The 13,557-nt window shown below is 66.4% G+C and carries 11 protein-coding genes and 1 pseudogene; 6 read left to right on the forward strand and 6 right to left on the reverse strand.

Going from position 1 to position 13,557, the window contains the following annotated elements:
* Positions 1-48: 48 nt before the first annotated feature.
* Positions 49-477 carry a hypothetical protein gene (locus OHV05_RS37815; RefSeq protein ID WP_405021719.1) on the reverse strand — a complete coding sequence of 143 codons (429 nt, stop codon included), beginning with the start codon at positions 475-477 and terminating at the stop codon, positions 49-51.
* Positions 478-900: 423 nt separating this feature from the next.
* On the opposite strand from OHV05_RS37815, the gene OHV05_RS37820 reads away from it, so the two are divergent.
* Both OHV05_RS37820 and OHV05_RS37825 read left to right on the forward strand, forming a co-directional pair.
* On the forward strand, positions 901-2,895 hold the full coding sequence (locus OHV05_RS37820; RefSeq protein ID WP_405021720.1) for a hypothetical protein: 1,995 nt from the start codon (positions 901-903) through the stop codon (positions 2,893-2,895).
* A gap of 52 nt (positions 2,896-2,947) precedes the next feature.
* Positions 2,948-3,598: a transposase gene (locus OHV05_RS37825; RefSeq protein ID WP_405021721.1), complete on the forward strand. Its 651-nt coding sequence runs from the start codon at positions 2,948-2,950 to the stop codon at positions 3,596-3,598.
* A 44-nt stretch (positions 3,599-3,642) separates the two neighbouring features.
* Here OHV05_RS37825 and OHV05_RS37830 read toward each other — a convergent pair.
* The 3 genes and pseudogenes from OHV05_RS37830 to OHV05_RS37840 form a co-directional block, all read right to left on the reverse strand.
* Positions 3,643-3,783 (reverse strand): annotated as a pseudogene (locus tag OHV05_RS37830) (IS5/IS1182 family transposase); the annotation flags it as partial.
* Positions 3,784-3,893: 110 nt separating this feature from the next.
* Complete coding sequence (locus OHV05_RS37835) at positions 3,894-4,136, reverse strand: hypothetical protein (protein WP_405021722.1); 243 nt, start codon at positions 4,134-4,136, stop codon at positions 3,894-3,896.
* Positions 4,137-4,521: 385 nt separating this feature from the next.
* On the reverse strand, positions 4,522-5,916 hold the full coding sequence (locus tag OHV05_RS37840; protein WP_331730965.1) for an IS1380 family transposase: 1,395 nt from the start codon (positions 5,914-5,916) through the stop codon (positions 4,522-4,524).
* Positions 5,917-7,789: 1,873 nt separating this feature from the next.
* Here OHV05_RS37840 and OHV05_RS37845 point away from each other — a divergent pair.
* Positions 7,790-8,299, forward strand: a complete 510-nt coding sequence (locus tag OHV05_RS37845; protein ID WP_331731178.1) for a replication/maintenance protein RepL — start codon at positions 7,790-7,792, stop codon at positions 8,297-8,299.
* Positions 8,300-8,308: 9 nt separating this feature from the next.
* Complete coding sequence (locus OHV05_RS37850; RefSeq protein WP_331730972.1) at positions 8,309-8,716, forward strand: winged helix-turn-helix domain-containing protein; 408 nt, start codon at positions 8,309-8,311, stop codon at positions 8,714-8,716.
* A 945-nt stretch (positions 8,717-9,661) separates the two neighbouring features.
* Here the strand turns inward: OHV05_RS37850 and OHV05_RS37855 are convergent.
* Both OHV05_RS37855 and OHV05_RS37860 read right to left on the reverse strand, forming a co-directional pair.
* Positions 9,662-10,708 carry a ParB/RepB/Spo0J family partition protein gene (locus tag OHV05_RS37855; protein WP_405021723.1) on the reverse strand — a complete coding sequence of 349 codons (1,047 nt, stop codon included), beginning with the start codon at positions 10,706-10,708 and terminating at the stop codon, positions 9,662-9,664.
* 131 nt (positions 10,709-10,839) lie between these two features.
* Entirely contained in the window at positions 10,840-11,583 is a 744-nt protein-coding gene (locus OHV05_RS37860) for a ParA family protein (protein ID WP_405021724.1), read from the reverse strand.
* A 1,091-nt stretch (positions 11,584-12,674) separates the two neighbouring features.
* Between OHV05_RS37860 and OHV05_RS37865 the strand changes: the two genes are divergently transcribed.
* The gene (locus OHV05_RS37865; RefSeq protein WP_405021725.1) at positions 12,675-13,157 is read left to right on the forward strand and encodes a hypothetical protein; all 483 of its coding nucleotides are present in this window, start codon (positions 12,675-12,677) and stop codon (positions 13,155-13,157) included.
* A gap of 66 nt (positions 13,158-13,223) precedes the next feature.
* Complete coding sequence (locus OHV05_RS37870) at positions 13,224-13,529, forward strand: transposase (RefSeq protein ID WP_405021726.1); 306 nt, start codon at positions 13,224-13,226, stop codon at positions 13,527-13,529.
* The last annotated feature ends 28 nt before the right edge of the window (positions 13,530-13,557 follow it).

Raw genomic sequence — 13,557 nt, forward strand, 5'->3', positions numbered from 1 at the left:
CCCCGCCCGGCTCCCTGATCGGTGAAAGCACCAGGGTAATCCGGCCGTTCAGCGGCGGATACGGAGGCGGATCAGATGCCCGTGGGTGGCGTAGGTTCCGTCGCCGTCGAGCATGCCCGTGACGCACTCGATGGTGTCTTCGTCGACCTGACGGACGGCGAATGATGCTTCCGCGACCGGCGCGAGCAGCGCGAGCGCGTCACGGATCGGAAGGTCCGCAGTGGTGGGCCCTGTCCTGGTTGCGAGCTGTACTTCATAGACCCCGTCGTCCAGGAGCTTGGCGCCCAGCAGACGCCAGGGCGAGCCCGCCGACTCGCAGGCCCCACGCAGGTGGGGCAGCAGGTGTCCATCGGGGTCCTCAGTGACCCAGCCTTCCCGGGTCAGGTGCGTGGCCAGTCTCTCAATGGCCGGTGCCAGCGCTCGCCCGGTGGCAATGCCCGTGAAGCGTTCGTCGATGTCCCAGCGTCGGCGTTCCACGGAGAATATGTTAGACACCACCCATGCCAGGCCCTGCGCCGACTCGCCGCAGCAAGGACCACGCGGTGGACTCCCGATCTGGTGACCGGGCATCGCAGCACAGCCGACACCGGACCAACCGCCGATACGGGGACTCATCGCCAATCTAGTCAAGCGTGCGGAAACGAGGACCTGAACAATCCTCATTCACGCTGGTCAGAGGCCCTATCTGTTTCCTGACTACCCATCGGACAGCCGGCCTCTTGAAAGCCCGGGGCTAAAGTCAGCAGCATTGCTCACACAGCTTGACACCGCTACGTCATGGGATGTCTGACAGTACCTGTTCACGTGCCCTTCGGGGATGGATCCCGGCCGGTCGAGGCGTGATGCTCGAGTGGATGGCGCTCCTGGTGCTTGCGGGAGCACCCGGTATGGCGGGAGGCGGTGCTGGTGCTCGCGGACGGGACAGCCCAGAGTGTCAAGGCAGCGATCTTGAACCAGCGCGGCGCGGTTGCGCAGCGCTTGTACACGTATCTGGAGCCGCGCGGGCTGCTCGACCCGGACGACGACCGGCTGAAGGAATGGCTGGAGGAACGGGCGGACGATGCGGATCAGGGGTATCTGGACGCGTTCGCCCGCCAGTGCCAGGAGGCGGAATGGGCGGAATGGGCGGTTGACCAGCTCCTGACCCTGGCGGATCCGCTCATCCGGTATCAGCCGATCCAGCGGGCCGGGGACCGCTCCTTGCCGGACCTGTGGCAGGCCTACGACAACATCAAGCAGACCATCGTCTACGTCTGCTGTCCCAATACTCCGCCCGCCGACGCGCAGTGGAGCAGAGCCCGCCCGATGGCGGCGGCTGGCGCGCCACGTCCCAGCCGACCCGGCTATGTCGGAGCCAGCCCCGCCAACGAGCACCCGATCCAAGCCCGTTGCCTGTGCCGTATCTGCACCGAACCCAGCGCAGAACTACGTCCCCTCGGACGCGGCGCCCGTGACTGGAAATTCTGCCCGGACTGCGCCCGTGGCTACGTCATCGCCCATGCCGTCGGTATCTGCCCTTACTGCCAGGGCAATTTGCTTCCCCCCGAGTTGGCCACCCACCACCCTGCGCCTGCTGTGCCGAGGCGACCGGAGGTCAAGACGCCGATCGAGGCCGAGACCAAGACGCTGTCCACGGGGGCGCCGCGCGGGCTGATTGTCTCGCTGCGTGGACACGGGGGTGAGGTTGTGGGCAGGTTCGTGCTTCCGCGATGGCTCACTCTCGTCACGTACAGCAGCGAGGGATTTTCGCTCGACAGCTACACGATGGCCGAGATCGGCGACCCGTGGGTCGAACAGAGCCCTGTCGCCACGTTTCCGCCGGGTACTGAGGTCTGGAACAGGCAAGTGGCGGCTCCCCTGCCGAGCGAGCTGGTCGCTGTGCGACTCTTCGCGCACTCCCGTCGCGAACAGTACATCGCCGGGTCCGGTGCGGTGGGCGTCGGCCCGCTGTCGGAGATATCACTGCAAATCGCGAAAGACCTGAGATCCAGAAAAGGCGAGGACGCGCTGAAGCGCGGGGTGGAGCTGCACCTCGAGTACTGCCAGGGCATGGATACGTCCGAGTGGCGAGAACGGGAACTGAAGAGGGCGGACGCGGCCACGCAACGGATGGACGAGGCCAAGATCACCCGTAGGTGGTACGAACGGAAGTCAACGTTCGACAATCGCAGGCTCGAAGCGGGAATGGAGCCGGTCCCCGGGGAGCTTCTTTCGCAGAATCCGGTACTCAAGCAGGACCGTTACGAAAAGGCAGCTGCGCTGGCTCGCCGTTCCAGGGGCGGCGGCCACGACTTCCTCATTGTCTTCCTTCGGTCATCCGACTATTCGAAAGCAAAACTGCTCGCTTCGCGAAGTGTCATACAGTGGCATGAGAGGAACGCGAATAAAATAGCGGAGCTGGCTCCTCTGTTCGCCGCATCGAAGAGCATCCGGTCTCTCCTGAGCACTTCATCGGGCTGCCTCGAAACCGTCGAAGTGGCACTGTCGATGTATCGCGACCTTGAAGCGGCAGGGGACTCAGCCCCGAAGCTCACCAGATCATCCCAGGAATGCACCGTTGCGGCCAAGGCTCTCGCGGTCACCCTGCGGGAAGCCGAAGCCGCCTACGACAGTTACTGCGATGACAGGGCGAGGGGGCGCCGGTCGGCACACCCCGTCACGGCCGCCCTGACACAGTGCGCCAAGCTCACTGAGCACACCGTCGGCTTGCTCGAAACGGTGAGTGGTTTCACGGACAGCGCAGCCCTGGGGGGACCGGCGAACTGGATCCACACACTCGTCACCGCACTGGCCGAGGCCCTGCGCATCGCCGAGGCCCCGACTGATGCCGACCCGCAGGACTGGGCCGTACCCAAGGGGATCAGGCCTTGGCGTCCAAAAGGCCTCCCAGCGTGAGCATGTACTGAACTTCAATTTGTGATGTCGGCCTGAGGACAGTCAGCCGTCCATGATCAGGCCGGTGGTGGTGACGCATCCGTCGATAAGGTCAGGACGGTACTGGATCTCCACCGGGCCGCCGACGTCACGGTCAACGCCCTTACCGTCCACCCGCACCGCATCACCGTCCACGCCGCCACGACAAGCGGTTCGGCCCGGCAGGTCTGCCCCGGCCTTCCGTACCTACGCCTCCCCGCTGGGACACACCTTCATCGACCGGCACCTGTACCTGCCCGAGTCCTGGACCGAGGACCGGCAGCGGTGCCGCGAGGCCGGCGTCCCCGACGAGGTCACCTTCACCACCAAGCCCCATTTGGCGACCGCGATGCTGGAACGCGGCCTGGTGGACGGGGTGTTGTTCTCCTGGGTGGTGGCCGGCTACAGCCGCGACCCGCACCTGCGCGCGTATCTCCATCGCGAACGGCTGCCCTATGTACTGGCGGCCGCGGTGGACCCGCCCCTGGACGGCCCGCCGGGCAGGCCACGCCAGCCGGCGGTGAAGCGCGCGGGCCATCGCCTGCACTACGCCAGCCCCCGCGACCAGTGGGAACACCGCTCCTGCGGGGAGGGCTCGAAGGGAAAGTGGTACTACGACTTGACCGCGTTCCAGACGACGGTCACCGGCAGTCCCTGGCCGGGGGCTTCGAGCAGTGGCTGCTGATCTGCCGCACCACTGACTGGACGTTTCATCCCTGATATTTGGGTTCAGGTTCCGCGCCAGGTCGGGGTGGTTTCGCCGATGAGTCGGCGGGTCATGAGGCTGATCATTGCGACGTGGATCATGGCTTCGGAGCGGGCCGGGAGCGCCTCGTAGTCGCGGGCGAGGCGGCGGCGGTTCATCAGCCAGGAGGTTGGGTCGGCCGCGCGGCGAGGTGCCTGCCGTGGCAGGTCCTTTTCCGCGCGGCCTCCCGCCGAACCGGACAGGACGGTTTCCCTGCCATCCGGCTCTCCAGTGATCACAGCGTGAGTGATCCGGCCGCTCGCGCCTCGTGGATACGGTCGTGACAAGTGCCGCAGGCCACACGGGTCTTGCGGCGCCGGTCGAGCATGACGAGTGCCCAGTCGGACGGCGGCCATCCGGCACGCGCGAGGTCGGCGAGGGCCCGGACGTGATGCACCTGCACATCACCGACGGCCCCGCAGACCTCGCATGTGTCCGCCAGGAGCCGGGCGATCAGCTCCTTCTGCGGATAGTCCACCCCGACAGGCCGACGGTCGGTGATCTTCGCCGACCGCTGCTGCTGGAGAGGGATCCCACCGAACCGCGCCACCAGCGGCTGCCTGTTCTTCCGTTCGATCCGGGCCTCGAAGCAGACTCGGGGCCCGCCTGGCGGGTCGACTCTGGCCTTGCGGCCATTCTCGTCACGGTCGAACGATGCTTGGCCGCAAGGGTCTGCGAGGAACGCACTAGCCTCGATCTTGCATGACGGCTCGTCAGTTTGGCTGGCGGGTCGTTTCTGCTTGTCCGGGCTGGGTTTTCTACCTGTAGAAATGCCGAGGGCCCGGCTGTCGCGTCGGGTGGGCGCCGGGTTCCACGGTTCCGGATGTTGTCTGGTGTTCGTCGGGGTGGGGCGTTGTTGCTGGTCAGCCGGGGTCTGGCAGGGCGTGTAGGCGCTCGAAGGCACTGGTGATCGTGTCGGTCCAGGGCCAGTGGCGGGCGAGGCGGAGGTAGCGGCGGCGGCCGGTGGTGACGAGCTGGGCGGCGGCGGAGAACAGCCGCAGCCGTAGGCGTTTGGGTTCCCAGCGGCGGGCGGTGCCGGTCAGGGCGAGCATGGGCATCCAGGCGAGCAGGTCGAGTGCGAGCTGGACGATCTCCAGCCAGATCTGGTTCTGGGTGGCCTGGTGGAGGGGCAGGTTGCGCAGTCCGGTGTCGCGGGCGGCGCGGATGCGGTCCTCGGCGCGGGCCCGCTGGCGGTGCCGCAGCTCCAGCCGGGCGATCGGGGTGCCGGTGGTGTTGGTGGCGAAGCAGGTCAGGCGCATGCCGTCGGCGTCGGTGAAGCGCAACTGGGCTCCGGGGTGGGGCCGTTCCTTGCGGACGATGAGCCGCATCCCCTTCGGCCAGCCTTTGAGGACGTCGCCTGCGAGTTCGGCGACCCAGGCGCCGTCGCGGATCTCTCCGCCGGGTTCGACTGCGGGGGTCCAGGCAGAGGCCGGGATCTTCAGCACGGCCTGGTGGATGCCGCCGGTGATGGTCATCCCCACCGAGTAGGACAGCCACCGGCCGCGTGTGGTGAGCCAGTTCAGGAAGTCGTGGGTGCCGCCGGCGGAGTCGGTTCGGATCAGGGTGCGGCGTCCGCGCCGGTACTTCTTCGGTAGCTGGGCCAGTGCCGTCCGGGCCGCTTCGATGTGGTCTGCGGCCGTGTTGCTGCCGGCGTTCCCCGGCCGCAGCAGCCCGGCGACCGGCTCCCCGGACCCGCCTGGGCCGTGGTCGACGAACGCGAACAGTGGGTGGTGCCCGAACGTCTTCTTCCAGGTTTTGGCGGCGTCCTGCTTCTCGGAGTGCGCGAGGACCAGCACTCCGTCGATGTCCACGGTCACCTCGCCGCCCGCGTCCGGGGCCGCCTCGCCGGCCAACCGCCAGGCCCGCTCGCGGACTTCGGCCCGCGCCCGCCGGATCGCCCCCAGTGCACGGGGCCCGGCCGCGGCGAGGGTGTCGACCAGACGGGAGACGGTCGGATCGGAGGCCACCGGGCCGAACACGGCGGGCTCGGCCCGCAGCATCGCGACATCAGCCAGGCAGTCCCCGCCAAGGGCCACAGCGAGCGCGACATCCAGCAGGACCTTGCCCGGGTCATGGACCGCACGCGCCTTGCGCCACGGCACCAGCGCCGTCGATATCGCCGCATCCAGCCCTGCCTTGCGGGCGGTCTCGACCAGCAGCACGGCGCCGGACTGCGAGACCACCCCGCGACCGTTGCCCTCGACGCGAACACGCGGATACGACCCGATACTGTTCACCTGAGAAGTGCTTCTTTCCATGCAGCTGACTGGACCCTAGACAAGTCCCATCGTTGCAGGTCAGGAGCACTTTTCTCTTTTCTGATCACCCGTCGGACAGTGCTCGCCGTGAAAGGCCGAGGCTAGAGCATAGAGGGCAGTTCGTTCACACCAAATGCCCACTCGCTGCCGACAGGGCTACAGACAAGATGACATGGTGCCCGGGTCGCCACCTGACGACAGATGGCCCTGTAAACAGTCCCGAACCCCCGTCAGCAAGGGTTGCCGGGTTTGGGTTGAGATGAGTCGGTAATGGAGGAGCGAAGCACTTGAGGCCTGCAGTGGGTGACCGCCGTACGGAAAGAGCTGAGTGTGCCCATGAACCAGCTGCCGTGCATGACGTGACACCCGATGTGGCAACGTCAGCTGCACGCACCCCTCTTTAATAAGAGGACGCCAACCAAAAAGGGCCTCTGACCTGCTGGTTTGTGAACTGCAGCGTCCGGGCCTACCAGACACTGCAGCTGCTCAAGTGCCCGGCGATCCGGGACATAAGGCAGTAAAACTTGCGAGTAGCTGGCAGTTTCCACAGGGAGCGCGCTAGGGCCAGCTCCACCGAAGGCGGAGGAAGTGTCCCGGATTGGGGACACTTCTCATCGAACTGTCCCGGACCAGAGACCAAAACTTGCAGTTATCGTCAAGATTCGTTGTAGCAAGCCTCAACTTTCGAAGTCCGTCAGACCCGGACCGGCCCAGCCCAGAGCGAGCCCGCAAGACTTGCGGATACCTGCAAGATTCCATTCCGGGCGCACTACACCCGGGCCGTCACCTACGGCTTGACGATCTGTAGGAGTCAGCCGTTCACCCATGGGCGGCTCTCCGTGGGTGTGAGAATCGGCGCGGGGCCGCCCGCTGGCACCGCACGACGCGTGGGCTTCGCGCGCGGAGGGTCTGGTGAGGGAACTACCCGCAGGACCACGCACTGTGGCCTTGAACATGCCGTTCAGCTTCTCCGGCTCCCCAGATGCCCTCGTCCCTACAGTGCGTACAGAGGGAGGGCGAGCGTGGGGGAGACGGGGGAGGACCCAACCGAAGCGACGGTGTGCATGCGGGTGCCGCACGGGGAGCGCAAAGGCCGGCGAGTCCAGGGGATGGGAACCGTGGCGTCGACGACCAACGCGATCCCGGACGTCGGGGCGACGACCACGCAGGTCATCCTTGCCGAGATCGGCCTGGGCATGAGCTGGTTCCCCATCCCCGATCATCTCGCCTCCGGGGCAACCCTCCGGCCCCGGACCATCAATTCCGGCGCCAAGAACACCACAGCCCCCGGTCAGCCGGGGCAACCCCTGGCCGAAGGGCACCCCGGGCGAAGCGGCAACCGGCACGGCCCGCACGGACGCCTTCCTCAGCGCCCGTTACCGACGCCTCGTCAAACGGCGAGGCCATGCAAAGACACTGGTCACCGCCGCCCAATCAATCCTTCCCACAGCCTGACCCCTCATCAACGACCCCGCCCCGCCAGCAGGACCTCGGCACGGACCGGCACCAACACCCCCCGCAAACCCGCGGCCTCGTTCCGCCAGCTCCAACTCCTCGGCCACCAAGTCACTCTCGTACCCACCGCCCGTGCGTTCGTCCGTTTCCGCTCCGCAGCCCGGACGCTGCCACCCGCCCAGCAAAGGTTCGATTTCCGTTCAGCACCAGAGCCAAGCTGAAGCCATGTCCGTTCTCGCAGACGAAAGTTGCGACTCGCCGCATCTAAACTTCGAGACAGCCGCAAGTTCCGATAGTGTTTGGCAGACAGGCCAGGGCTGACGGAGGACGTGTGCGAGCAGAACGACGAACCAGCGTCACCCGAGCCGCTCCTCGAACCAGCCCGGTCCGTCCCACCGCTGAACCCGAACTCGTGAGCATGCTCGACCGGTTCGGCGAGCAACTCGCAATGGAGATCGCGACCAAGCCGACCGGGCCCGCAGTCGAGGAAGTCACCGTCAGGTTCCGGCCGCGCCGCGCCGCGCACGACATGGCCGGCTCGATGGGCTACTCCCTGACGAGCAACTGGTTCCTTGCAAAGGTGCTGGCGAGGTGCATCGTTGCGCACCGGCTCAGTCCGGTGGAGGTCGCGGTGCTCCTTCACATGATGGGCTCTCAGAACCGTGGCCAAATCGCCCAGACCCAGGTGGAGATGGCCAACGAGATCGGCGTCGCGCGCAGCAGCGTGAACAGCGCCATCAGCCGATTGTGCGAGCTCAACTACATCCGACGGCACAAGAAGCGCGGCCTCTATGATGTGAACCCCAGGCTGTGCTTCCGCGGCAACGGCGACGAGCAGAACGGAGTCCTGGTTTCCGTGCGGGCAGAGAAGCTCGCCTCGGAGTTTCCCGATACGATCGGGCCCGACGACTTCGCCTGCGAACGCTGAGGAGACCCCATGGAGATCACCCCCTCTGGTGTGCTCGGCATGATCCCCCGGTTGAAGCTGACGCCGTCGGCGATCGCCGTACTTGGCATCATGTCTGAACTTCAGCTTCCCGGCGGCGATGTGAGGCACAGTCAGGTCGAGATGGCCGAGCGTCTTGGCCTCGCCGAGTCGGCGGTCAGCCGCGGTATGAAATGCCTCGTGGACCGCAATCTGGTCGTCCGCAGCGGCGACGGCCGAGGCCACAGTTACCGACTGCACCCCTTCATCGCCAAGTACTCCTCCCAGAGGGAGATGGAAGAGGCGCTCCGTCTGGCTGCTGCCGAGGTCCGCGACGGCCAGCTGCCGGATATCGCCGCCCCCCTGTACCGCAAGCAGCCGCCACGGGCCTCTGGGCGGCCGAACCTCGTCGCGGTCTGATCTGGCGCAGGCGCCGTCCGCGAGCCAGAGAGCCGGTGGTGGCCTCGTCGCCGAGCGCAGGGCACCCTGGTCCGCGCGGACAAGGGCTCTGCCTTCAGGCTGCCCGTGAAGAACCTGGTCGGGAAGGGTGTCGAACTTCCTGCGTCGGCGTAATCGTCTCGCGGTTGTGGCCCGACCGTGGCGCCTGGCCCTGGATGGTTGCCCTCGCAGGGGGGCGGATCCAGGAAGCTCGGGTTGATCGCCCATCCGATCGTGTCGGCATTGATGCCGCCGTTCCCGCTGCAAGGCTTCGTCGTGTGGCCGACTGCTGGGGCCGAGCAGGTCTTTGGGATCATGCTCTGGTATTCGCGGTTCCGCCGCAGATGCCAGGGGCTTTCCGCCGGTCATGCCCAGTGGTCCACTGAGCCATCGTCAACTGATCGCCTGCCCTGACAAAGTGGGGCAAAATGTCCGCTGAAATCCCTTGTATCGGCCTAAGCCGGCACCTGCTGCCCCTTGGCATGCGGCCTATGGGCCCGCCCTCGAGGAGCATGGCACCGAACATTCGGTCGGGAACGGTGGCGTTGCGTATACTTGGCATGTACGCTGAGTTGTGGCGAAAGGCGCAGACGAAGGCCGCCCCGATCTCCGTGGGGGGAGTGTCGAGGCGGCCCTGGTGCCTAGCCCGGGTCCGGCCATGTATTCCGTGGGGGAGTGCTGGCCGGGCCCGTACCTTTTCTGACTCTGGTCTACCCGTTCGAGTTCAGGTCTACCCATATTCGAAGCCAAGACATCTTGACATTCGCCAGGCCCAGCCCGGCAGACATCTCACCTCATTCAGGCATAAGCCGGGTGCCGCGCCATCCACGCCGAGCTGTACCCCTGAACTGCGGTGTCACAACGATCACTAGAACCTCGGCCGGGAGCGAGGCCGCTCGTCGCTGCTGGCCTTTACGGTCGTAAAGCTCACGTCGCGTCAGCCGGCTCCGGGTCACCCCGGAGAGACTCGACCAGTTCGGCCGCCAGAGCGTACAACTCCCTGGGATCCAGAACGTTCCGGATCACCCGAGCCAGCGCCGGGATGTCGGTAGGCGGGACAGCAACCAGCGCTGACCAGATGCCAGCCAACGGCGGCTCCTCCACCCGAACTCCGGCCGGGTCTACGCCCTCAGCAGGCGCAGGAACAGTGCCGGCTTCCCCGCCCCGATTCGGAAACTCGCCTCTGGACTTTACGGCCGTAAAGTCCTCCGTCAGCGCTTCAACCGGACTGTGCGACGGCCCGCGCGCCGTCGACACCGAACGTGAGGTACCAGTGTCCAGCTGCGTGGCACGCGCCGGAGCCGAGGCGGCCAGTCCCGCTGCAACCTGAGGTGTCACTTTGGCTGGGTTCGCTCGGGAGCGCTGCTGACGGGGCGGCTTCGGCCTGTTCGTAAGCTCGAACCACGCCGCTTCCTGCTGAGGAGCTGGAAGGAGGGCAATGGACCGAGCAGCATCCAGTGGCATCGCCTTGGAGCTGACGAGGCGCTGCAGATCCGGAGTGAGCTTCAGCAGAGACCGACGCTGGGATGCCCAGCCCTCGGTCTTGCCGTAGTGCTCCGCCACCGCGCGGGCAGTGCCGAGGACCTTCACCAACTCCTCGATGGCACAGGCCTCCTCGATGGCGTCGAGGTTCTTGCGGGCGAAGTTCTCGGTGAAGACCGCGTCGAGGAACGCAAGCTGCGTTTCGGCGATTTCGGGCCGGACGACCGCACCGATGGTTGCGGCGTCAGCCGCGACGAGACCGCGCCAGCGTCGTTCACCGGCCGCGAGGACGAAGTCCTTGAGGCTGCCATCGTCGTGCTCGGGCCACAGCTTCAAGTAGTCGGCCCGGGGGACCACAACAATCGGCTGCAGCTGAGTGCGGACGAGACTCAGACCGAACTCGAGAAGCTCCCTGGCCGGCCCGAAGTCGCGTCGCGAGTTCAGGGGAGTCGGAGAGATCAGATCGAGCGGGATCGCCTGGACTACGACCAAGCCGGCGGCGGTAGCCGACTCGGCAGTGATGACTGCTGGGCCTGCGGGCTCCGCCACGGGCACGGCAGAAGTTCCCGGGACTGCCTCAACAGGAGTGCCGGCGAGGGCAGCGAGCGATGTGCGGCGGCCCATCAGTGGGCCCCGTACCCGAGCTCGAGCGCGAGGCGGAAGAAGTCCTCGCGAGCCTCCATCGCGATACGGTTGCGCTGGTACTGGGTGACGACCTTGCCCTCGGCCGAGGCCCGGGTGTGCAGTTTGTAGCGGCGGACCACAGCGTTGGTACGCTCCCAGCCCATGGCCGTGATGTAGGCCCGGGTGTCTTCGAGATCGGCCTTGCCGTCACGGGGATCCCAGTTGTTGACCACCACACGGTACGGAAGCCCACGTGGCTTGATGACCCGTTCGATAGTGCGCGCCGTCGGGTCGAATGCGAGCGGCTCCGGTGGCATCGGAACGATGACGTCGTCGGCGATATCCAAGGATGCGGCGAGGAGATTCTCGTCCTCGAGGCTGCCAGGGGTGTCGATGAAGATGTGCCGGTAGCCGGTGGAGCCCGTGCCGATGGTGTCGTGCACGACGGCAGCGCAATTGACCGTCAGCGTCGTCTTGCCGACGCCGCCCTTCTGGTTACAAACGACGTGAACCTTCGCACCGAGATCACGAAGTGCCTTCAGACCAGCCGGGTCGTCATGGGTCTGGAGGAAGTCGAAAGGCAAGCTGTCGCCCACGCGGTCGGCCCACCAGACCGTAGACCCCTGAGGGTCTGTCGAGACGACGAGGACAGAGGACTGCACAGAGGTTTGCACTGGTGTTGTCACCGTGTGATTCCCAAGAGTTCTGGTACTACGGACGGCTGGAAGTATTTCAGACCTCATTTGCCTTGGACGGCAGCGGTTTGCACCCTGCGTGTCGGGGCTTTACGGCCGTAGAGCCCCTGTGCCGAGCAAGGCGGTGAGGTCCTCCAGCCACCCACCTGGCAAAGCGCTCGAGGGTGTCGGCAAGGATCAGCGGCCTGGCCAGCCCCAGGACGACAGAGTGCCGCTCCTTCAGGCCCTGATCATCCGACAACGACTGGCAACAGAGGAGGCCAACGTGGACGTCGACGGCAGCGGCGCCGTCACCAGGAACCCTTGGTTCCCTCACCCCGACGGGCGGCGCAGCCATGGTGCGAGGCCAGCGCGCGAGCCGCAGGTACGCGCCCCTGGGCCGCCCAGACCGATAGTTACGTGGTCCGCACCGGCCCGTCCTCGTTCACCATCCGTGCTCCGAACCGAGCAGGCGGTGTCAGCGGTGGCGATGCCAAATCGCATCCTGTCGCGGTGGCTGATGACTACGGCGAGCGGGCCAGCTCGTGCCCCGGCACTCGTGCCACGAGCACCTACGAGGCATTCCCCGATCGGCGCGAACGCCTTCTGCACCCTACAGATCGGCGACCGAGATGTGTCGGTCTGGACATGGGAACGCGGCGCGGGCTGATGTGCGTGACCGCTGACGGGAGCCCCCGTCAGCTGGGGTACGGAGGGAGATGGCGGTGGCATGGAGCTCCGTTCCCTCCGGGAGATCAGCCACTTGACCGTCCGGAGCACCCTGATCAATCCAGCCGGGAAGGAGGGTAATGGCCAAGGCTCCGGTGCAGCTCCCAGCGGGCTCTGCCGACGCCGGTCCGGCGCGGGCATGATGTCCGGCAGGGAGTCCCGGCCACGACAGTAGCCGCAGCGTAAACAACCGCGTCGGCCTTGAACGGGTATGCCTGACACCCGATGCCGGCCCTGGAAGTTCACCCCGTCTGGTCACGGAATTTCTCAACGCCTCCGAGAGCAGCGAAACCGCCGATGAGGCGGGCCCCACCCCCGGCCGAAGGCCGCTACTGCCAACTGCCCTTGGTGGTGCCCTGTCAGTCGTGGTGGTGGGAGGGATCCAGCGGGGACCCTGGAAAGGCGTGGACTGGCCCGCATGGAGGTGTGTGGTGGACCCTGAGATGGCGAAACGGTTCTGGGCGGTGGTGGAGAACCGGCCCGAGCTGCTGGAGCGTCTGGGCCGGGCATGGGTCCCCGGATGGGCATCCGGCGGGCCCGACGAGCTCGCCGCCAAACTCGACAAGAACACGCGGCTGCGTTACTGCGAGGCCTGGGAGAGACTGCTCGGCAACGCCTTCCTCGAACTGTGCCGGCCCTTGCCTACGGTTGAGGACGCCCCGGTGTTCAATCCTCCGGGCTGGGACAACGAAGCCCTCGCCCTCCTGGACATGACCACACCCGCCGTCTACCCGCACTTCCCCAACACCTGGTACCGGAAGAACATCCTCGGCACCAGCATCTACTACCCGGGCAACAGCCTGAAGCCAATTGGCTGCTTCACCCAGCAGCAATTCGCCCTTATCGCAACTGTCCCCGCGCCACCCCAGCCCGAAAACCCCACCCTGTCCACCGGGGCCGACAGCACAGAATGAGGTGATCTCTGTGGTGTGGACGCACCTGACAATGGATCTTGTTGGTCCTGGAAGGTGTAGATCCACATGGCAAGGCCCTCGAAGTGCAGTGCGGAGTTCCGGTCCGATGCGATCGCGTGGTGGCGGGCTTCGGATGGCAGGCGGAGGTTCAGAGCCGTCGCGGCCGATCTGAACGTCAACCCCGAGACGCTGCGGACCTGGGTGCGTGACGCCCACAGGTCTGCGGTCGCCTCCGGCGCGTCGCAGGACAGCGAGGCCGAGCTGGCCCGGCTGCGGGGGAGAACACGCGGCCGGCCAAGGCCGAGCAGGAATGGCGGCTCGAGCGGGAGATCCTGCGCCGGGCATCCGCCTAAACTCTCGCTCGCAGCATGAACCCCTGTGTCCACACTCCCCGGGATCA

Source organism: Kitasatospora sp. NBC_00070 (genome assembly GCF_045041205.1).
Lineage (GTDB): Bacteria > Actinomycetota > Actinomycetes > Streptomycetales > Streptomycetaceae > Kitasatospora.